Source organism: Marinobacter sp. M3C, assembly GCF_023311895.1.
In the GTDB taxonomy this organism is placed as follows: Bacteria; Pseudomonadota; Gammaproteobacteria; order Pseudomonadales; family Oleiphilaceae; genus Marinobacter.
This window is the reverse complement of sequence record NZ_CP092284.1, coordinates 4,435,776-4,456,606: the sequence shown is the minus strand read 5'-3', so window position 1 is coordinate 4,456,606 and position 20,831 is coordinate 4,435,776. Positions and strand designations below refer to the sequence as shown.

The window sequence follows — 20,831 nt, the reverse complement described above, 5'->3', positions numbered from 1 at the left end:
ATTACCAGAACTAAAAATAACTTCACAAGGAATGTGAAATGCCCCGCCGACTACGGATTTGTCCGACCGGGATGCCCCAGCATGTGATTCAGCGGGGCAATAACCGGCAGATTTTTTTTCAGGATTTGGCCGATCGCGCCACTTACGCCATGTATCTTTCGCGCTACCAGCACAAGTTCGAGGTAGATGTTCACGCCTGGGTGCTGATGACCAATCACACGCACCTGCTGGTTACGCCGAACACGGACACCGCACTCTCTGACCTCATGAAGGCCGTGGGCCAGAACTATGCCCAGTATTACAATCACAAACATGGTCGCTCTGGGACTCTGTGGGACGGTCGATTCAAATCTTGCCTGGTGGATACCGAGCAGTATTTTCTGCAGTGCCAGCGCTATATCGAGCTGAATCCGGTGAAGGCAGGGCTGGTGGCTTATGCCGGCGACTATCAATGGTCCAGTTACAACTGCCACGCTTATGGCATGCGCTCCAAACTGCACACACCGCACGAGTGTTACCTGAATTTTCAGCCGGATCCCGACAAGCGCTTCGTGAGTTACCGGTCGTTTGTCGCCAGCCCCGCGCCGGAGGGCATGGCCGATCAGATTCACCATGCGGCGATTTCCGGGAAGGCGCTGGGGTCGGAGGAGTTTCAGGAGCGTATGGCCCGGTTTCGCTGAGTTGGGGTCTGACCCCACTCTGAAACCGGCACTTCTTCCTGAACCTGCTTACAAGGACAACCGGAGGTTGGAGTAAATCTCCTGTGACAGCTCCGAATGGACATCCGCTCGGCGAGCATAATCCTGCCATTGGTTCACCACCTCAGTTACCTGGTCAATAATGGCCCGGGCATTTGACTCGAAACGGGGAATTTGGGTTGCGACTGCGAGAATATCCCCGCGAGTGAACTTATCCCGTTTACCGTTGATGGTCATCTGATGGGTGTCCACCCAGTATGAACCGGGTTTGTAGCTGTAGGCGATATCAAACGCCGGTGCCAAACGCCAACCGGCCGTTGAATGATCCAACAGAAAGCCAAAGTTCTTGGTATGGTCGTCCTGGTTCCGGGCAATGACGTTGAAGACCATACGCCTGAAAATCTCGATTGCGTCTACCCGTGGCAACCCGAGTGTTCGGGCAATGGTCATCAGTTCTTCATAGCTGTACTGGCCAGGTTTCCGGAAGTCCGCATGGTCCATCGCGCATAGGGACTGGTAGTGGCGCTTGCGGTCACCGTCCCGGTCGAAACGCTGTGTCATAAAATGGGCTCGCGCCCCTTCTATCAACAGTTCAGACGGTGCCATATTGATGCCTGCGTCTTTGGCCATCAGGTAGTAGGCATATTCCATCCGGCCATACCCCTGCGGGTCACCAAAGACCTCGCTGGTGGATGATCGCTCTTTGACCCCATCGAATTTAATGAGGTAGTGAGTGAATCCTTCGGGTATGGGAGTCTGGCCGGAAACTACCCGAGAACGATCACGGTTCACGGCAATAACGGCCTTGGGACGAGCCCCACCCGCCGATGTGCCCACCTGGAAAATGGCACTCATCGCATCATTGTTCTCATCACCCTCTGATATGGCCACATCCAGGCCAGCTCTTTGGTCCAACACGGACTGAGCCAACTCGACCAGTGTATCGACCTTGATATCTCCTGATACCTGAGTCTGAGTGTTTCGGCCGTCTGGCTTGTACTCCAGCGCACCCATGCCACGGTTGCCGGTGTATAGGAGGCGGTCAACCGGGCTGAATGAGCTTTTTGGGATTCCCTGGCGAGCCAGCCAGGCGTTGATAACGGCATTGCCAAAGTCATCTGGCAAAGTGTCGGCAAACACGCCCGGCAGTCCAAAGAACGTTTCCTGTGGCAATGAGGGGAAATTGAACCTCCCAGCCCGAGGAGGTAGGTGGAGCGGGGAAATTGAAACGTCCTGCTTCAACCAACCCTTATCGTATTCGAATGTCGACAGACCGGTTTCTGTGTCATACAGCAGGGCACCGACACTCTTCCCCCATAGGATAACTTCCGTAACGGTGCTCACCAGTCCAGGCCTCCTTTGTCCTGTTCAACGGGCTTATTACCGGGGCGTGCACGCTGGCGAATATGGCCAGCACTCTTTAATGCCGCAATCGGTGAATAAGGCTCATCTGGCAAGAAGGCATCCAACGCCGGGAGCTTTCCGAGAACACGCAGGGCAGCAACCAGGACTTCAAGTTTCCCGTTACCATCCTCAAGCCGGATGTACGTTGCTCGGCTGACCCCCATACCCTCTGCGATCTGCTGCTGGGTGATGTTTTGCTCCAGTCGGGCTTGCTTGAGGCGCCGACCCAGCTCATCGAGGATGGCCAAGTCTGACATGCTGCGCTTAATTTGGCTCATAATGTTACAAAATTAACTCACTAAATAGGTTTTATGGGCTGAAAGTATCAGTAATGATACATTGATTGCACTCCGAAGCCGACGTATAAACAATATCTTTGAATAACGTACCAATTATAGGGCATAAAAGACTATTTAGCAGAATAGTGACCCAAAAATACAACATTAATTCGGGACATGAGGGTAAATGGCAGGTGATTTCTGAATTGCAGAGCCATGCGGCAGCGGGTCAGCAGTTAGATTTCTTGTTTCTCTGGTTACCTGAAATGCGATTTCGTCCGGGTACCTGTCTTGTTCTTCCCGTGAATGGGGCGAGCTTACAAGCAGCTGCGCCTGGTGGCAGAGGATCTGATTGACGGGAGAGATGGGGAATTCTTGTTCCCAGTAGCGTAGGACGTGGGCTTTTACGGCGCACAGTTCGGCTACTTCGCCGATTGTGAAATAGCGTTTGCCGGGGATGGCAGGTAGGTCGTTGTCGTTGTTGTTGCTGGGTTTCGATCTGGCTGTACCAGGGACAGGCTTCAAGCGGGGACGGACTTGAAGTCTGTCCCCTAGTCCTTTTCCAGAAATTCCGCCCCAAGCACTCTGTTCACTTCGAAGACGACACTGCGAATCCGATAACTAAGCTCTTCTTCCCTGAGCATATCTGTTCTTTTCCTTCGTCCGTGGGTGTCTGTGAGCGTCCGTGGCTAAAAGGTCTTTAAGCACTTGGTATTTAGTGATTTGCCGCCACTAATTCCAGAACCTGCTTATCCAGTCTGGCGGCGAACTGCTCCAGAGTATCCCTATTGTCATGTGCGGTGGTTAGAGCATCGAATAGTGTCTGTGCGTTTTCAATGTACTCATGAATCATCTGGTTTCGTATCTGCCTTAGCGCTATCCACTGCTCTGAGGACTCTAGCCAGCCGTACTTCTCAGCTTTCTCAAGATTGATAAGAAGGGCCCTGTCCGGCTCTCCCAAGGCCTTTAACAAGACCGGTAACAGCTTATCCCCCAGAGTATCTTGCAGGCGGCAGAAGCGGCTCGTAAACGCCTCTACCTTCATGGCCAAGTCTGGAGTTGAGTCGAGGGCCTCAACAGCTTCATAGGTTAAAGACCCGCCGAAAACCTGGCTTGCCGCATATTCGAGGTGTTTGATTTCCTTGTTCACAACACGGCTCAGAAATTTGAGCCTTTCCTGAATTTCCGGTGATGCTTTCACAACGCAATTCCTTGCGCCCGGGCAATCTGGTGGATTGCAGCATCCGGCATGTTAGGTGCATCCAGAAGTACGTCTATTTTCCTTTCACCCAGCTGTTTGATGATTTTTGCCTGTAGCCTTGCGACATCCCAAGCCGGGTGTTCTACCAAGCTTTCAACCTTAACCAGTAAGTCGATATCGCCACCTCTGGCGGTGTCATCAGCACGTGAGCCGAACAGTGAAACCTCAGCTTCAGACCCAAAAACGGATTTCACCGATGCTTTGATTACCCGGATTTCTATGGCATTCAATCTCATAGCATGGTTGCCTGCTTTGGTGTACGAGAGCCCTCTGGTTAGTGACGGCCCAGCTTATTCGTTCAAGCATAGGCTTTCTTGGCTTGGTTGACCATGGATTCTGGTGCTCGCTCTGCGCTTTCTGCTATCACCAATGAGGATGATTTTTTGCTGCGGAAAGATAAAAGAACGAGAGTTTTGCCACGGAGGCCAGCTATACCAATGACCGCTTCTTTATTTCGGAGCTTTGCAAGAGTGGTTTCTAGAGTGCTCATTTAGCTTTCTTGTTTCTCTTGGGGCGAGCTTACAAGTAGAAGCACTTGGCAGAGGATCTGATTGACGGGGGATACTGCGGAAGTTTGTGATCTATTGTGAAGTAGCTGATTTTATCAACTACATAACAGCCAGTACGTCTTCCAGCTCACGAATCATTTGCCGTATCAACTGCTTATACTGGGAGATGTCGTCTTTCGCTTCTACGCCGGACAGCTGCTGTTTGGCGCCGCCGATGGTGTAGCCCTGGTCGTACAATAAGCTGCGTATCTGGCGGATGGTGATGACGTCGGCGCGCTGATAGTAGCGGCGGTTGCCGCGGCGCTTTACCGGGGAGAGATGGGGGAATTCCTGTTCCCAGTAGCGCAGTACGTGGGCTTTTACGGCGCACAGTTCTGCTACTTCACCGATGGTAAAATAGCGTTTGCCCGGGATGACCGGCAGTTCGTTGTTATTGCTGGGTTCCAACATATTTGTTGCTCGGTTTCGGTCTGGCTGTACCAGGGACAGGCTTGGAGTCTGGCCCTAATCTCTAAAGCGGGGACAGACTTGAAGTCTGTCCCCATCCCATGTCTTGAGCGGGGACAGATTTTAAATCTGTCCCCGTCTGTTTATTGCTTAGTTTCGACGTAGGCTTCTACTTTTGCTTTGAGTTTCTGGCCGGGGCGGAAGGTGACCACGCGGCGGGCACAGATGGGGATTTCTTCACCGGTTTTTGGGTTGCGGCCCGGGCGCTCTTTTTTGTCACGCAGGTCGAAATTGCCGAATCCTGACAACTTTACCTGTTCGTTGTGACTGAGTGCGCCGCGAACTTCGTCGAAAAAGGCCTCTACCATTTCCTTGGCTTCACGTTTGTTCAGGCCAAGTTCGTCGTACAGGCGCTCGGCCATTTCCGCTTTTGTCAAAGCCGCCATCCGTTAACTCCTTAGTGTTGCCCCCAGTTCAGTTTTCAGGGCTTCTATTACGCCGTTGAACAGCCCGTGCACTTCGTCTTCGGTCAGTGTGCGCTGCGGGTGCTGCCAGAACAAGCTGAGTGCCAAGCTACGATTACCTTCGCTCTCACCTTTACCGAGGCTTTCGCCTTGGTATACATCGAACGCACGCAGTGCGTTTAGGTGCTCGCCGGCGTGGTGTGTTGCCACACGCTCGACGTCCGCAAATTTCACGTCGCTTCCGATAATAATAGCCAAATCTCGACGAACTTCTGGAAATTTTGAAACATCTTTGAAATTAGGCACATAACCGGTAACGATTGGGTTTAAGAATAGCTCAAACATTATAACTGTGCCATTAAGTTCCATATTTTTCTGCACCTGCGGGTGCAAGGTGCCCAACCACCCTACCGGCTGCGCGTCGCGCAGCAATTCGGCGGTCTGGCCAGGGTGCAACGCGGGGTGCTTTCCGGTGCGGAACTCTATGGTAACGCCCAGCAAGCGGAACAGGCTTTCCAACTCTCCTTTTACATCAAAGAAGTCGGCGTGCCTGCGACCGTTTACCCAGTTTTCGGGGTTTTGGCTGCCTGTTACCACACCTGCCAGCATAGGCTGCTGCAGAATGCGTTCGCCATCTTTCACAAACCGCAGTCCGCTTTCAAACAGCCGAATGCGCGGCTGTTGCCGGTTCTGGTTGTGGGCCACGGTTTTCAGCAGGCCGCTCCAGAGGGTGGTGCGCATGACTGACAGGTCTGCAGAGATCGGATTGGCCAGAGCGATGCCTTCGTTCTGCGGATCTAACTGTTCCTGCACTTTCGGGTCCACGAAGCTATAGGTAATGGCTTCTTGGTAACCGTTAGCCACGAAATAGTTGCGGATGGCGCTCAGCGGGCGGGTGTCTTCGGCCTTGGGACGCAGGCCCAGAGAACCGATGGGTTCGGTGACCGGCAGGTTGTTGTAGCCGTAGATGCGCCCTACTTCTTCAATCAGGTCTTCTTCGATGGTGATGTCTGGGCGGAAGCTGGGCGCGCTGACTTTCCAGCCGCTATTTAACCGCTCTTCTACCGCCAGGCCCAAGCGGGTGAGGATGTCCTCCACTTTGGCGTTTTCGATGGCCAGGCCTAACACGTCGGCCAAGCGCTTTTCACGGAGCACGATGGAGATCGGCTTTGGCAGATGCTCGGCGCTGGTGACGTCGACAATTTCGCCGGGTTCGCCGCCAACGATACTGATCAGCAGTTCGGTGGCGCGCTCCATGGCGTCGCGGGCCAGGTTGTAGTCTACGCCGCGCTCAAAACGGTGACTGGCATCTGTGTGCAAGCCGTAATGACGGGCTTTTCCGGCTAAGGTGATGGGGTCGAAATAGGCGGATTCCAGCACCAGATCACGAGTTTTTGGACTAACACCGGAGTGTTCGCCGCCCATTACGCCGGCAATGGCGATGGGTTTGCTGTGGTCTGCTATGACCAGAGTCTGCTCGGTGAGGGTAACTTCCTGGCCGTCCAGCAATACGAGCTTTTCTTCGGGCTTGGCCATGCGCACCACTATGCCGCCGTCGATTTCGGCGCGGTCAAAGGCGTGCATGGGCTGGCCTTGCTCCAGCAGAATGTAGTTGGTGACGTCTACCGCGGCGTCTATAGAGCGAACGCCAGAGCGACGCAGTTTTTCCTGCATCCATAGCGGGCTTTTCGCAGAAAGGTCGACGTTGCGCAGTATGCGGCCCAGGTAGCGCGGGCAGCCAGCCGGGGCTTCTACGCGCACATCGGGTACTTCGCCGTGCGTAGCGGCTACCTTGTGAATACCAGGCGCGTTCAGCGGCAGGCTGTTAAGCACGCCTACTTCCCGGGCCAGGCCTTTGATGGACAGGCAGTCGGCGCGGTTCGGGGTTAAATCCACATCGATAGCAATGTCGTTTAGTTGCAGGTAGTCGGCAAACGACTGGCCCACGGGGGCGTCGACCGGCAACTCCAGGATGCCATCGTGGTCTTCAGACAGGCCCAGCTCAGCGCCCGAACACAGCATGCCGACAGAGGGCTGACCGCGGAGTTTGGCTTGTTTGATTTTGAAATCGCCGGGCAATACGGCGCCCAGTTCGGCGAAGGGGACTTTGATGCCGGCGCGCACGTTGGGGGCGCCGCAGACCACTTGCACCTGGGTGCTGCCGTTGCTGACCTGGCACACTCGCAGCTTGTCCGCATCGGGGTGGGCTTCTACGCTGAGCACTTCGCCAACGATTATGCCGGTAAATTTGCCCGCTACGGGCTCAAAGCCGTCGACTTCCAGGCCAGCCATGGTAATTTGGTCCATCAACTGCTGGGAGTCCAGAGCCGGGTTAACCCATTCGCGCAGCCACTGTTCACTGAATTTCATGGTCATTACCTTAATCTGTTGCGGTTCAAAGAACTTAACGGAACTGGCGCAGAAAGCGCAGATCGTTCTCGAAGAACATGCGCAGGTCGTTGACGCCGTAGCGCAGCATGGCCAGGCGTTCTACGCCCATGCCAAAGGCAAAACCACGGTATTCTTCGGCGTCTATGCCGCAGTGCTCGAACACTTTCGGGTGCACCATGCCGCAGCCCATGACTTCCAGCCACTTGATGCTGCCATCGGCTTCACGGCCCCACTCGATGTCTACTTCCGCCGAGGGTTCGGTAAACGGAAAGTAAGACGGGCGGAAGCGTACTTTCAAGTCGCGCTCGAAGAACACCCGCAAAAACTCTTCCACGGTGCTTTTCAGGTCGGCGAAGCTGACGTTCTTTTCGATCAACAGCCCTTCCACCTGGTGAAACATGGGGGTGTGGGTCATGTCGGAATCGCAGCGGTACACGCGGCCGGGGCAAATCATGCGAAACGGCGGTTTGCCGGCTTCCATGGTGCGAATCTGAACCGGTGAGGTGTGGGTGCGCAGCAGTGTGCCGGGATCGAAATAGAAGGTGTCGTGCATGGCACGGGCCGGGTGGTGGCCGGGAATGTTGAGGGCTTCGAAGTTGTGGTAGTCGTCTTCGATTTCCGGGCCCTGTTCCACGCTGTAGCCGGCGCTGGCAAAAAAGTCTTCAATACGCTGTAAGGTGCGGGTAACTGGATGTAGGCCACCCAGCTCCTGACCGCGGCCTGGTAGGGTTACGTCAATGGATTCGCTGGCCAGTTTGGTTTCAATAGCGATGCGTTCAAGGTCACTGCGGCGGGCGTTGATGGCCTGCTCTACCTGGCCTTTGGCGTCGTTGATTTTCTGGCCTGCAGCGGGACGTTCATCGCTAGAGAGTTTGCCCAGTGTTTTGGCCTGTTGGGTAATTACGCCTTTTTTGCCGAGGTATTCCACACGAATGTGATCAAGCGCCTGCAGGTTGTCGGCGCCTGCAACCGCCGCTAACCCGTCCTGAACCAGCTGCTTCAGGTTTTCCATTGACCCTGCTCCAAATCAGAAATGAAATCTATAAACACACGAAATCCGGAAACAAAAATAGGGGAAGAGCGTGCCCTTCCCCTATTAAACGCCGCCTGACGGTTATGCCTGGCAGCGGATCGATTCGTGATCGATGATAGAGCTTAAGCGATCACAGGGATGCTTTGGCTTTCTCAACAACCGCAGCAAACGTTTGCTGCTCGTTCATGGCCAGGTCGGCCAGAACTTTACGGTCGATTTCCACGTTGGCCTTTTTAAGACCAGCGATCAAGCGGCTGTACGACAAGCCATTGGCACGGGCACCGGCGTTAATACGCGCAATCCACAGTGCGCGGAACGCGCGCTTGCGGTTACGACGGTCACGGTACGCATACTGACCTGCTTTGATAACCGCTTGCTTGGCAACGCGGTACACACGACTACGGGCACCGTAGTAACCTTTAGCCTGCTTTAGAATCTTCTTGTGACGACGGCGTGCAACCACACCACGTTTAACACGAGCCATACTATAATCCTTCTACCTTAAAACCGTTTGGGGTGCGCTGTGCTCTAAACTCCGAGCATGCGCTTTACGGAAGCCACATCAGACTTGGAGATAAGCTTGGTTCCACGCAGCTGACGCTTACGCTTCGGGCTTTTCTTGGTCAGGATGTGACTGGTGAAGGACGACTTGTGCTTGAAGCCGGTGGCAGTTTTCTTAAACCGCTTGGCCGCTCCACTTTTCGTTTTCATTTTCGACATTTTTTAAAACTCCGCATTCTGTTTTTTTGATACATCGTATGTAAACCTGAAACACAAATCCCCCGCCTTTGGCAGGGGATGAGCAACAACAACAGGCTTACTTCTTTTTGCGGGGGGCGATAATCATGGTCATCTGGCGGCCTTCCATCTTCGGACGCATCTCGACAGTTGCCATTTCTTCCATGTCTACTTCAATGCGCTCCATGAGTTTCATACCAATTTCTTGGTGTGCCATCTCACGGCCACGGAAGCGAACAGTGATTTTGCCGCGGTCCCCGGCTTCAAGGAAACGTATCAGGTTGCGTAGTTTTACCTGATAATCCCCTTCTTCAGTTCCTGGACGGAACTTAAGCTCTTTGACTTGCGTCTGTCTTTGTTTCTTCTTGGCAACGGCCTTCGCTTTTTTCTCGTCGAAGATCTTCTTGCCATAATCCATTATTTTACAGACGATCGGATCGGAATCTGTCACTTGCACCAGATCCAGGGTCGCCTCCTCTGCCATCCTGAGGGCTTCTGCGATTGAAACCACACCCACTTGCTCGCCTTCGGCGTCAATCAGACGGACTTCAGTTGCATCAATGTTCTCATTGATTGGCGCCTTTGGTGTACGCGCACCCCGATTCGTTCTCTGTTTAATAATTAATTCTCCAACTTAGTTCTGCTCTTGCGTTCAACATCTTCTTGCAGAAGTTGTTCGAACGCTTCGAGCGATAGTGTTCCCAAATCTTCACCTTTGCGGGTTCTCACCGCAACGGCGTTGTTTTCGACTTCTTTATCGCCGACAACCACAAGAAAGGGAACCTTGTTAATTGTGTGCTCGCGGATTTTAAAGCCGATCTTCTCGTTTCTCAAGTCAGCATTCACCCTAAAGCCCAAAGAATCCCACTTTTTCGCAAGATTCTCGCAATATTCCCGTTGATTATCGGTGATATTGAGGATGGCGACCTGTGTTGGAGCTAGCCAGCTGGGGAATGCGCCTTCGTATTCTTCAATAAGAATACCGATGAAACGCTCAAACGACCCAAGTACCGCACGGTGCAGCATAACCGGTGTTTTGCGTTCGGAGTTATCCGACACATATTGTGCGCCTAATCGGCCCGGCATGCTGAAGTCTACCTGAATGGTGCCACATTGCCATACCCGGCCGATGCAGTCTTTCAGAGAAAACTCGATTTTAGGGCCATAAAACGCGCCTTCACCCGGTAACAGCTCCCATTTCACGCCTTCGCGGTTCAGGGCTTGCTCCAGTGCGGCTTCAGATTTGTCCCAAACTTCGTCGGAACCCACGCGCTTTTCCGGGCGGGTCGACAATTTGTACAGAATTTCGGTGAAGCCGAAGTCTTTGTAGACTTCGTGCAGCAGGTCGATGAACTTCGACACTTCGTTCTGGACGTCGCTTTCTTCACAAAAGATGTGGGCGTCGTCTTGGGTAAAGCCGCGCACGCGCATCAGTCCGTGCAAGGCACCAGACGCTTCGTTGCGGTGGCAGGAGCCGAACTCCGCCAAGCGCAGGGGCAAATCTTTGTGGCTTTTCAGGCCTTGGTTGAACACCTGGATGTGACACGGGCAGTTCATGGGCTTGATGGCGAAGTCGTGTTTTTCCGACTCGGTGGTAAACATGCCTTCTTTAAACTTGTCCCAGTGGCCGGACTTTTCCCACAGCGAGCGGGACACAATCTGGGGTGTTTTGATTTCCTGGTAACCGTGGCGACGCAGGATATCGCGCATGTACTGTTCCATTTTTTGATAAATGGTCCAGCCGTCTGGATGCCAGAACACCATGCCCGGGGCTTCTTCTTGCATATGGAACAAGTTCAGCTTTTTGCCGACTTTGCGGTGGTCGCGCTTTTCGGCTTCTTCGATGCGATGCACGTAAGCTTTCAGGTCTTTCTTGTTGGCCCAGGCGGTGCCGTAAACGCGCTGCAGCTGTTCGTTGTTGGTGTCTCCACGCCAGAAGGCACCGGATACTTTTGTCAGCTTGAACGCTTTCATTTTGCCGGTACTGGGCACGTGGGGGCCGCGGCAAAGGTCGATGAAATCACCCTGGCGGTAAAATGACAGGTCTTCTGCGCCGGGAATGTCTTCAATTATGCGAACTTTGTACTCTTCACCCATGCTACTGAACAGCGCTACGGCTTCGCTGCGGGACATCACCGAGCGGGAAACCGGCAAATCTTGCTTGGCCAGTTCTGCCATGCGTTTTTCAATACGGGCCAGGTCTTCGTTGGTGAAGGGGCGATCGTATTTGAAATCGTAGTAAAAACCGTCGTCAATCACCGGGCCGATGGTGACCTGAGCTTCCGGGAACAACTCTTTAACCGCCATAGCCAACAGGTGGGCGGTGGAGTGGCGGATGATGTCCAGGCCTTCGTCGTCTCGCTCGGTGATAATAGCCAGCTGTGCGTCGTTTTCGATCAGGTAGCTGGTGTCGACCATTGTGCCGTCGACTTTACCGGCCAGAGCGGCTTTGGCCAGGCCTGCGCCGATGTCGGCGGCTACGTCGTGCACAGTGACGGCTTCGGCAAAACTGCGGTGACTGCCGTCAGGGAGGGTTACTACGGGCATGGTGTGCTCCTAAGGGGTATTCAGCGGTGATCTATACCAGAGATCACTTGTTTGGATGGCCGCCACGATACAAACCGCGGTGCCAAGATTGGCGCGAATTCTAACAGAAAAGAACCCGGCGGGTTAATGGCGGGTTCTGCCTAGGTTGTAGAGCGGGGACGGATTTGAAATCCGTCCCCTTTTGCTATTTCATCAGGCCGACTTCTTTGTAGTATTTGACAGCACCCGGGTGCAGGGGGGCGCTTAGGGCGCCTGATACCATTTCTTCTTTGTTCAGGTTGTGAAAGGCCGGATGCAGGCGCTTGAAGCTGTCGAAATTTTCGAACACGGCGCGCACTACCTGGTAAATCACATCGTCTGGCACGTCGGTGGACGATACAAAGGTGGCGCCGACGCCGAAGGTGGTTACGTCTGCATCGCTACCGCGGTACATGCCACCGGGAATGATGGCTTTTCGGTAGTAGGGGTTGTTTTTTATCAGTTTTTTGGTGGCGTTGTTATCAACGGTGACCAGAACGCTGTCGCAGGAAGTGGTGGCTTCTTTTATCGCGCCTGACGGGTGGCCCACGGTGTAAAAGAAGGCGTCGATGTCGCCATTGCACAGGGCTTGGGACTGCTCGGCCGCTTTTAGTTCGGCGGCCAGAGCGAATTTGTCCATTTTCCAGCCCATTTCTTTCATCAGCGTTTCGGCGGTAGCACGCTGGCCAGACTCCGGGTCGCCAACCGCAACTCGCTTGCCTTCCAGATCTTCAAAGGTGGTGATTCCCGAGCTTTTGCTGGCAACAACGGTGAACGGCTCCGGGTGCATCGAGAAAACCGCGCGCAGTTTTTTGTTGGGGCCGTCGCCCTCAAACTGGCTGCTGCCGTTGTAAGCGTGGAACTGCCAGTCTGATTGGACGACGGCCAGGTCCAGCTCACCTCGGGCGATGGCGTTCAGGTTGTAGACAGAACCACCGGTGATTTCAACTGAGCAGCGAATGCCGTGATCTTTACGATCCATGTTGACCAGGCGGCAGATAGCACCACCGGCCGGGTAGTACACACCGGTAACGCCGCCGGTGCCGATGGTAATGAACTGCTGTTCCTGAGCAGACACCATGGCAGAGGCTGCGCCGAGGCTCAGTGCCGCGGTAACTGCCAACACAGAGGCTTTCAGTTTCACCGTCATCTAATTGTCCTTTTTAATGCACGATCCCCAGAGAGCCCCGCGAACGGGAAAATCCAGCTTTTAGATGTCTATTAAAACATAGACCCAGCAGCCGGATAAATGAATCTGACCACTTTAGCCAGACGGGACACCCGGCGCTCGATCAAAAAGAAAAAACCGCCCTGTCATGACTACCAGGGCGGTTTACACGGTTAGCTTTTGACGCTCGCCAGGCGGGCTTTCTCGCGCATCTGTTCCGGCTTCAGCAGGAAGTGCGCCAGCGCCGGCAACAGCCAGATAGAGCCAATCATGTTCCAGATGAACATGAAGAACAGCAGCAAACCCATATCGGCCTGAAATTTGATGGGCGAGAAAATCCAGGTAACCACCCCAAGGCCCAGGGTAATGCCGGTGAATATCACCGCCTTACCGGTGGAGCGCAGGGTTTCAAAGTAAGCTTCCTGCAAGGATTTACCTTCCAGCAGAAATTTCTCCAGCTTGCTGTAAATGTAGATACCGTAGTCCACACCTATACCGACACCTAGCGCTATCACCGGCAAGGTGGCCACCTTGATGCCGATGCCGCTCATGGCCATAATGGCTTCCGCCAGCACAGAGGTAAGCCCCAGCGGAACCACGATGCACAACACTGCCCGCCAGGAACGGAAGGTGGCAAAGCACAGCAGGCTGACAACACCGTAGACGAACACCAGCATCCAGTCTTTGGCTTTCGCGATGACGTCGTTGGTGGCCGCTTCTACCCCGGCGTTACCCGCCGCCAGCAAGAAGGTATGGTCTTCGTTGCTGTTGTTGGCAGCAAAAACTTCCACCGCGCTCACCACGGTTTGCAGGGTTTCGGCTTTATGATCTTCCAGGAACACCAACGTGGGCGTAAGGCTGCAATCGGTGTTGATCAACCCGGATGGCGCATCACGAATCGAAGCGTTGATGATGGTTTGGTTGCGGGAAATGGCGTACCAGTTCCAGTTACCTTCGTTCAGCGCTTTGGTGACGATTTTCGACACGTCCGCCAGCGAGACGGTGGATTGTACGCCTGGCGTATTTTGTAACTCCCACTGCAAGGTGTCCATGGCCCGCAACACGCTGTACTGGGTGCACTGTTCGACCGGGGTTTTCACCATAACCACCAGCACGTCGGCACTGGTGGAATAGTTATCGATAATGAAAGCGTTGTCTGTGTTGTAGCGGGAATCGGCGCGCAGTTCCGGGGCGCCTTGGTCTAAATCCCCTACTTTCAGGTCTTGCTTGAGGTAGACACCCACACCCAGGCCCAGAAGTGCGATCAGCACGGATATAGGCGCGGCTTTTGGGCTGGCAAACGCTGACAGGCGGCGCCATTTTTGGTCGGTTTCTTCACCCTGTTTTTGCACGTGGCGAATACCACCGGCGGTAATGCCGATGTACGACATAAGCAGCGGGTGCAAAACCAGGTTGGTGATGATCACGATAGCCACGCCCAAGCCTGCGGCTACGGCCAGGTCTTTAATGACGTCGATGTCGATAAACAGCAGTGTTAAGAAGCCAAAGGCGTCGGAAATCAGCGCCAGCATGCCGGGAATGTACAAGGCACGGAACGCTAGGCGGGCCGCGTTGAGCGGGTCAAAACCGCGGGCGGCTTCCATCGCCATGGCGTTCACCAGCTGCACCCCGTGGCTGATGCCAATGGCGAACACCAGAAACGGCACCAGCACCGAATACGGATCTAACCCGTAACCCAGTATTTTTAGCGCGCCTAGCTGCCAGAACACCGCCACAATGGACGTCAGCACTGGCACCAAGGTGCCTGCGATGCAGCGGGAGTACCAGAACAGCAACAGCGTGGTCAGAGCAATGGTGATGCCGGCAAACCAGGCAATGGCGCCAATGCCTTCAATCAGGTCGCCGACTTTTTTGGCGAAGCCGACGATGTGAATACTGACGTTCGGATTCTGGGCCTGGTACTTTTCCCGAATCTTCTCTTCCAGCTGGCGGGAAAAATCGGCGTAATCCAGGGGCTCGCCGGTTTGCGGATCGTTTTCGTACAGCGGTGCGTACACGATGGTAGAGCGGAAGTTATCGGATATCAGGCGCCCCACTTCGCTTGAGCGCAATACGTTCTGGCGCAGCTTTTCAAGGCTTTCAGCAGAACTGCCGTCGTAGTTGTCGGGGATGATGGTGCCGCCCTGGAAGCCCTGCTCGGTCACTTCTACCCAGCGCACGTTGGGGGTCCATAGGGATTTCAGGCCGCTGCGGTCAACACCGCTGAGATAGAACACTTCGTCGGTGATCTGGCGCAGAGTTTCCATGTACTCTTCGGTGAAGATATCGCTGCCGTCTTTTGTGGCCACGGCAATACGCACGAAGTTGCCCAGGTTTTCCAGATCGTCTCGGTGTTCCAGCATGTTCACGATGTACGGGTGTTCCAGCGGAATCATCCGCTCGAAGCTGGCATCGGGCTGGATTTTAACGGCGTTATAGCCCAAAAATACAGTCAACACCGCAAACAGAACCAATATGATGACGCGATTATTGAAAATGAGCCGTTCCAGAAAGGGCGCGGCTTTGGGTGTGGTGAGGAAGTGCTCACCTCTGGCATGCTTTGAATTTGTCATTCAACCGCCCCTTGTTCGACCAGACCCGCGTCGCCTTCCATCAGAACGACGCCGCCCTCACCCACCAGCAACAGTTTTTGCGGGCCATTTATCACAACACCCATCAAGCCCAGGCGGTCGGCTCGCAGGGTTTCCTTGAACGCGTCATTGGCGCCATCGCGAGTGACCAAGGTGCCGTTGTTACCCACCAACACCAGGCGTTCGCCGGCGCTGGCGCCATCATTCAAGGTGGTGCTGGAGCCGGTTTGCACGCGATCCCAGCTTTGGCCGTTATCGGTTGTGTGCATCACCGTACCGCGCAGGCCAAAGGCCAGCGCCTCGCCGCTGTTATCGGTACCGGTCACGCCAAACAGCGAGCCTTCGTAACCGCTGTCGCGGCGGTCCCAGGTGATGCCGTTGTCTTCAGACACGTGAATTTGCCCGGCTTCGCCGACAATCACCAGCGCGCCACCACCGATTTTGGTAATGGCATTGAGGTGGTAGTTGTCGCCGTTGTCCAGTTTTCGCGCCCAGTCCTGCCATTGACTGCCACCATCAACGGTGTGAAAAATCATACCGTAGGCGCCAATCACAAAGCCGCGGTCTGCATCTTCAAACCACACGTCCAGAAACGGGTTCACTGGCCCTACAGACAGATCTGCCTGCATGTTTTCGAGGCCAAACGTCAGGTCATCCATAGCCCATTCCAGATCGCCGACGTCTTCTTCGGCTGCGGTTTCAAGGCGCTGTTCCAAAGCTTCGATTTCCTGCTGTACACCGGCAATGGCCAGATTGGCGGCCTGAATGCCGGTCATCTGCAGCGTCCAGTTAGCGCCGCTATCGCTGCTGTGCAGCACCGCGCCGCTGTGCCCCACGGCCCAGCCGTGGCTGGCCGAGCCAAAATCAACCCCGGTAAGGGTGACCGACACCGGCACGCTGGCTTGGGTCCATTTTGCGCCGCCGTCATCGGAGTAGATGATGTGGCCGCGTTCGCCAACGGCTACCAGGCGCTCGCTGTCGCCTGCGCGCGTGACATCGTTCAGCAAACTGGTTGTAGCCAGTTCGGTGCTGCGAGCGGGTGTTTCCAGTAAGTCGGCGACGGCGAATGCCGTTGAAGGTGTTAAAACGCAGAGCGCAGCCAAACTAATGGCGGCAGCAAATCCCGGGCAGGCGCAGGTAAGGCGCCTGTTGCGTATGGCCATTCGATTTCCTATTGCTGGTGTTGTTGTATTTGATGCACGCAAAGCGCTGCAATGGGTTGAGTGTAGTGCATTACTGGCAGGTTGCTATCGCCCGAAAGTGCGATATTTATGGTAGTGCGGGGATGGAACGGCGGGGACGGATTTGAAATCCGTCCCCTGGGTGGCGAACTCGGGAACAGTGGGTTCCTTGGGTTAATCCGCCAGGCTTTTGTGTACTACTTCGTACAAATCCCGGGACAGGTTTTCTTTGTCACGAATCTGCACCAGAGCGGCCTGCATTTGCTGACTGTACTCGGGCGCGAATTTGCGCCAGCGGGTCAGCGGGCTTACCAGCCGCGCGGCAATTTGCGGGTTGCTGTCGTCTAGTTTGCAGACCTGGTCGGCCAGGAACTGGTAGCCGGAACCGTCCGGGTTGTGGAAATTCACCAGGTTCTGACCGGCGAAGGCGCCGATCACTGCGCGGATTTTGTTGGGGTTTTTCCAATCAAACGCCGGGTGTTCCAGCAACGCGTGAATGTGCGACAGCTGCCCGGTGCGACGGCTGGCCGCCTGAACCGAGAACCACTGCTCCACCACTTGGGGGTCGTTCTGAAAGGTCTGGTAAAAATCGTTCAAGGTGGTCGCACGATCGTCGTCGTAACCGGAGTTCACAAACGCCTTCAGGGCGCCCATGCGGTCGGTCATGTTGTCGGCGTCGCGATACTGACCTAACCCCAGGGAGCGGCCTTCTTCGTCATTAATCAGCAGCAGCAAGGCCAGCGCGGTGTTGCGCAGGCTGCGACGGGCGACGGCTTCGGGGCCAAGTTGGTAAGGGCCACTGTCGATGTTGCGGCGGTAGCAGGCCACCAGTTCGTCGCGCAGGGCAATCGCCAGATGCTTCAACACCCGGCGGCGAGCCCGGTGAATAGCAGGCACGTCGGCGCCATCGGTCAGTTCGGCCAGGTAAGCCACCGTGGGCAGCACCAGCATTTTGGCCACCAGCGCCTGATCCAGATCGGAATCGCTGATCAGGTGGCGGAAAGCGCCTACCAGACGAGCATCTACGGTGACGTCTTTTGGCGCGCCAATCATCTGCTGGATAACGTTTATGACCAGGCGTTGTCCTGCGTCCCAGCGGTTGAAGCCGTCTGAGTCGTGGTTCATCAGGAACAGCAGCTGTTCGCGGGTCCAGGGATAGATCACCCGCACCGGTGCTGAAAAGTGCCGCAGCAAGGATGGCACCGGGCGCTCGCTGATGCCGTGAAATTCAAAGCTGTGGCTGGCCTCGGTGAGTTCCAGCACGCGCTCTTGCGGTGCATCGCCGTTGGCCAGCTCATCTGCGCTTAACGCCAGCGCCAGATCTTCACCGCGGCTGCCTAACAGACCCAGCGCGAAGGGTATGTGCTGAGGCTGCTTGTTGGTTTGGCCCGGGGTGTCTGGCAGGGTTTGTTCGATGTGCAGGCGATAAACGCCGGCGCTTTCATCGTATTCGTCACTGATCGCCAACTGAGGCGTGCCGGCTTGCTGGTACCACAGGCGGAACTGGCCAAGATCGCGGCCTGAAGCGTCTTCCATGGCTTTGACGAAGTCGTCCGTGGTCACGGCCTGGCCGTCGTGGCGTTCAAAGTACAGGTCACTGCCTTTGCGGAACAGATCCGGCCCCAGCAGGGTGTGAATCATACGCACCACTTCGGCGCCCTTTACATAAATGGTCAGGGTGTAGAAGTTGGTGATTTCCATGTAAGACGCCGGGCGCACCGAGTGGGCCATGGGGCCTGCGTCTTCGGCAAACTGGGCGGTACGCAGCACAGTGGCATCTTCAATACGCTTGACCGTGGCCGAACCCATGTCCCCGGAAAACTGGGTGTCGCGGAACACAGTAAAGCCTTCTTTCAGGCTGAGCTGGAACCAGTCACGGCAGGTAACCCGGTTGCCGGACCAGTTGTGGAAGTATTCGTGAGCGACAATGGATTCAATGCGCTCGAACGCCATATCCGTCGCTGTTTCCTGGCTCGCCAGCACGCACGAGGAGTTGAATATGTTCAAGCCCTTGTTTTCCATGGCGCCCATGTTGAAATCATCAACGGCAACGATCATGAATATGTCGAGGTCGTACTCGCGGCCGTAGGTTTGTTCGTCCCAGGCCATGGCGCGTTTCAGGGAGTCCAGCGCGTACTCGCATTTTTCAGAGTTGCGGGGCTCTACGTACATGCGCAGGTCTACGGTGCGGCCGCTCATGGTGGTGAAGCTGTCTTGCTTTTCCAACAGGTCACCGGCGACCAAGGCAAACAAATAGGCCGGTTTCGGGAACGGATCTTCCCAGGTCACGAAGTGGCGGCCATCGCTCAGGTCACCCTGTTCGACGGGGTTGCCGTTCGACAAAAGCACCGGATAGGCGGTTTTGTCTGCTTCTATGCGGGTGCTGAAGCGGGCCATCACGTCTGGACGGTCCGGGAAATAGGTGATGCAGCGGAAACCTTCGGCTTCGCACTGGGTGCAGAACATGGAAGACGATTTGTACAGGCCTTCCAGGCGGGTGTTGTTCTGGGGCTCTATCCAGGTGACCACTTGCAGGGTGAAGTGCTCCGGCACCTGGTTAACGGTCAGCAGCTCGTCGCTGACGCTGTAGTTGCTCTGGGCCACAGCCTCGCCGTTCAATATCAGGCTTTCCAACTTCAGGCTGTCGCCGTGAAGCTGCAGGGGCGCGCCGGTTTCCTGGTTTTCCTGGAAATCGGGGTTACGGCGAAAAGCCAAGGTGCTGTGCACCCGTGCGCCGTCTTCGAACAGTTCAAACCGCAGGTCGGCGGTGTCCACCAGATAGGCGGGCACCTTGTAATCGCTCAGGTAAATGGTTTGCGGCTGATTGCTAGGCATTGCTGTCTCCCGTGTTCGCCGGTGCGCAGAAGCGGACTTGATAACCGGTGTATTTGCGAATGTTGATCACGCCCGTGTCCAGAATCAGGTACTGGCCTTTTACGCCTTGCAGTACGCCAGACACGCGGGGTGTTTTGTCCAGATTGTGTGATGTTACTTTTTGTGGCCAAACGTCTACCGGATAGCTTAAACCCAGAGACGGTTCCTGCACCGCGCGGATGCTGTCTGCGCCATGTTCTGCGCGCAGGGCGTCCAGTTCTTCGGCCACCAGGGCCAGCAGTTTGTCGCGTTCTTCGGCCAGGTTCAGCTCGGTGGTTTCGCCTTTTAACATGGTACGCCAATTGGTGCGATCTGCCACGTGTGCTTTGCAGGCCACTTCCACGAAACCGGACAACTGGCGGGTGGCAACGCGCAACATGGGGATGGCGTCTACTGCGCCCTGGTCAATCCAGCGGGTAGGCACTTGGGTGCCGCGGGTGATACCGACTTTTAAACCCGACGAGTTGGCTAGGTAGACCACGTGCTCGACCATGCAGTTGGCCTGCCCCCATTCGGGTTCACGGCAGGTGCCCAGGTGAAAGTGACACTTTTCCGGGCTCATGATGCAGCTGTCGCAGGCTGCCAACTTGCGCATGCAGGGAAAGCAGAAACCTTGGCTGAAGCTTTTTTTGGTGACGCGGTCGCAGTTAATGCAGCGGATAATGCCGTCAAACTCGATACTGACGGGCTGGCCAATCAGTTCGTTCAATGCGACATGATCATCGCCCAGGCGCAGTTTGTACTGCACTGGATCGCCGACACTGGCGGGCATTTTGCGCAGGCGGCCGCTAACGTCCACCGGATTTACGGGTGCTTGATTCAAACCTTTACCTCGGTGTACTGCTCGGAGCCGTCGCTGTCGTCGCTGCTCTCATCTAAAGAGCCATCTAAAGAACCATTTACGGCGTCATTTTTAGCGGCTTTTTTGGCGGCTTTTTTCTGCATGCGCACGGTAGGGTCGCAGTCGGTGCCCGCTTTAGCACCGCGGTCTATGTAACCGGTGCGCTCTTCTTCCGCCATATTATGGGTGTTTTCATAGTGAATCACCGCTTCCAGGCTGATGGAGCGCTGCTCCGGGCTGACTTTGCGGCCATCGGGCCATTTACCCAGTTCAATAGACTGACGCAGGCTGCCGTAGACGTTCGGATCTAACCGTTCAATCAATTCTTCGTAAGTCATGACACAGACCTCCTAAAACACGCTTTAAAAAAGACTATCAATAACCGTTG

20 protein-coding genes and 1 pseudogene are annotated in these 20,831 nt (G+C 55.2%); 1 reads left to right on the top strand and 20 read right to left on the bottom strand.

Translation table 11 applies throughout. The features are described from left to right. Window positions 1-38 precede the first annotated feature (38 nt). A complete protein-coding gene (locus tag MIH18_RS20925) occupies window positions 39-680 on the top strand; it encodes a transposase (protein WP_249013396.1) in 642 nt (213 codons plus the stop codon). A gap of 48 nt (window positions 681-728) precedes the next feature. Here the strand turns inward: MIH18_RS20925 and MIH18_RS20920 are convergent, their stop codons facing one another. From MIH18_RS20920 to MIH18_RS20825, 20 genes and pseudogenes are all read right to left on the bottom strand, one after another. Continuing rightward, window positions 729-2,042, bottom strand: coding sequence for a type II toxin-antitoxin system HipA family toxin (locus MIH18_RS20920; protein ID WP_249013395.1), 1,314 nt, complete (start codon window positions 2,040-2,042; stop codon window positions 729-731). Next, window positions 2,039-2,380, bottom strand: coding sequence for a helix-turn-helix transcriptional regulator (locus tag MIH18_RS20915; RefSeq protein ID WP_249013394.1), 342 nt, complete (start codon window positions 2,378-2,380; stop codon window positions 2,039-2,041). Before MIH18_RS20915 ends, MIH18_RS20920 begins: the two co-directional genes overlap by 4 nt. 366 nt (window positions 2,381-2,746) lie before the next feature. After that, a pseudogene (locus MIH18_RS20910) lies at window positions 2,747-2,905 on the bottom strand (MerR family DNA-binding transcriptional regulator); the annotation flags it as partial. Window positions 2,906-3,095: 190 nt separating this feature from the next. Next, window positions 3,096-3,581 (bottom strand): hypothetical protein, encoded by a 486-nt coding sequence (locus tag MIH18_RS20905; protein ID WP_249013393.1) that lies wholly within the window; start codon window positions 3,579-3,581, stop codon window positions 3,096-3,098. Then, window positions 3,578-3,877, bottom strand: coding sequence for a nucleotidyltransferase domain-containing protein (locus MIH18_RS20900; RefSeq protein WP_249005376.1), 300 nt, complete (start codon window positions 3,875-3,877; stop codon window positions 3,578-3,580). Before MIH18_RS20900 ends, MIH18_RS20905 begins: the two co-directional genes overlap by 4 nt. A gap of 62 nt (window positions 3,878-3,939) precedes the next feature. Then, the gene (locus MIH18_RS20895) at window positions 3,940-4,131 is read right to left on the bottom strand and encodes a hypothetical protein (protein WP_249005377.1); all 192 of its coding nucleotides are present in this window, start codon (window positions 4,129-4,131) and stop codon (window positions 3,940-3,942) included. A gap of 118 nt (window positions 4,132-4,249) precedes the next feature. Further along, window positions 4,250-4,600 (bottom strand): MerR family transcriptional regulator, encoded by a 351-nt coding sequence (locus MIH18_RS20890; RefSeq protein WP_249013392.1) that lies wholly within the window; start codon window positions 4,598-4,600, stop codon window positions 4,250-4,252. A gap of 140 nt (window positions 4,601-4,740) precedes the next feature. After that, entirely contained in the window at window positions 4,741-5,043 is a 303-nt protein-coding gene (gene ihfA / locus MIH18_RS20885) for an integration host factor subunit alpha (protein ID WP_249005379.1), read from the bottom strand. A 3-nt stretch (window positions 5,044-5,046) separates the two neighbouring features. Beyond that, window positions 5,047-7,431 (bottom strand): phenylalanine--tRNA ligase subunit beta, encoded by a 2,385-nt coding sequence (gene pheT / locus MIH18_RS20880; RefSeq protein WP_249013391.1) that lies wholly within the window; start codon window positions 7,429-7,431, stop codon window positions 5,047-5,049. Window positions 7,432-7,465: 34 nt separating this feature from the next. Next, window positions 7,466-8,464: a phenylalanine--tRNA ligase subunit alpha gene (gene pheS, locus MIH18_RS20875; protein WP_249013390.1), complete on the bottom strand. Its 999-nt coding sequence runs from the start codon at window positions 8,462-8,464 to the stop codon at window positions 7,466-7,468. A 151-nt stretch (window positions 8,465-8,615) separates the two neighbouring features. Further along, window positions 8,616-8,969, bottom strand: coding sequence for a 50S ribosomal protein L20 (gene rplT / locus MIH18_RS20870; protein WP_007351562.1), 354 nt, complete (start codon window positions 8,967-8,969; stop codon window positions 8,616-8,618). Between the two features lie 44 nt (window positions 8,970-9,013). Continuing rightward, window positions 9,014-9,205, bottom strand: coding sequence for a 50S ribosomal protein L35 (gene rpmI / locus MIH18_RS20865; RefSeq protein WP_018403764.1), 192 nt, complete (start codon window positions 9,203-9,205; stop codon window positions 9,014-9,016). Between the two features lie 97 nt (window positions 9,206-9,302). Continuing rightward, complete coding sequence (gene infC, locus MIH18_RS20860; protein ID WP_084708336.1) at window positions 9,303-9,842, bottom strand: translation initiation factor IF-3; 540 nt, start codon at window positions 9,840-9,842, stop codon at window positions 9,303-9,305. A 2-nt stretch (window positions 9,843-9,844) separates the two neighbouring features. Continuing rightward, on the bottom strand, window positions 9,845-11,770 hold the full coding sequence (thrS, locus tag MIH18_RS20855; protein ID WP_249013389.1) for a threonine--tRNA ligase: 1,926 nt from the start codon (window positions 11,768-11,770) through the stop codon (window positions 9,845-9,847). A 184-nt stretch (window positions 11,771-11,954) separates the two neighbouring features. Next, the gene (locus tag MIH18_RS20850; RefSeq protein ID WP_249013388.1) at window positions 11,955-12,938 is read right to left on the bottom strand and encodes a TAXI family TRAP transporter solute-binding subunit; all 984 of its coding nucleotides are present in this window, start codon (window positions 12,936-12,938) and stop codon (window positions 11,955-11,957) included. A gap of 191 nt (window positions 12,939-13,129) precedes the next feature. After that, the gene (locus MIH18_RS20845) at window positions 13,130-15,529 is read right to left on the bottom strand and encodes an MMPL family transporter (protein WP_249013387.1); all 2,400 of its coding nucleotides are present in this window, start codon (window positions 15,527-15,529) and stop codon (window positions 13,130-13,132) included. Then, window positions 15,526-16,710, bottom strand: a complete 1,185-nt coding sequence (locus MIH18_RS20840; protein WP_249013386.1) for a YCF48-related protein — start codon at window positions 16,708-16,710, stop codon at window positions 15,526-15,528. The genes MIH18_RS20845 and MIH18_RS20840 overlap by 4 nt, the downstream gene beginning before the upstream one ends. Window positions 16,711-16,902: 192 nt before the next feature. Beyond that, window positions 16,903-19,563, bottom strand: a complete 2,661-nt coding sequence (gene pepN, locus MIH18_RS20835) for an aminopeptidase N (RefSeq protein ID WP_249013385.1) — start codon at window positions 19,561-19,563, stop codon at window positions 16,903-16,905. Continuing rightward, window positions 19,556-20,425, bottom strand: coding sequence for a DUF2797 domain-containing protein (locus MIH18_RS20830; protein WP_249013384.1), 870 nt, complete (start codon window positions 20,423-20,425; stop codon window positions 19,556-19,558). The genes pepN and MIH18_RS20830 overlap by 8 nt, the downstream gene beginning before the upstream one ends. Next, window positions 20,422-20,781, bottom strand: a complete 360-nt coding sequence (locus MIH18_RS20825; RefSeq protein ID WP_249013383.1) for a DUF1315 family protein — start codon at window positions 20,779-20,781, stop codon at window positions 20,422-20,424. Before MIH18_RS20825 ends, MIH18_RS20830 begins: the two co-directional genes overlap by 4 nt. Between the last annotated feature and the right edge of the window lie 50 nt (window positions 20,782-20,831).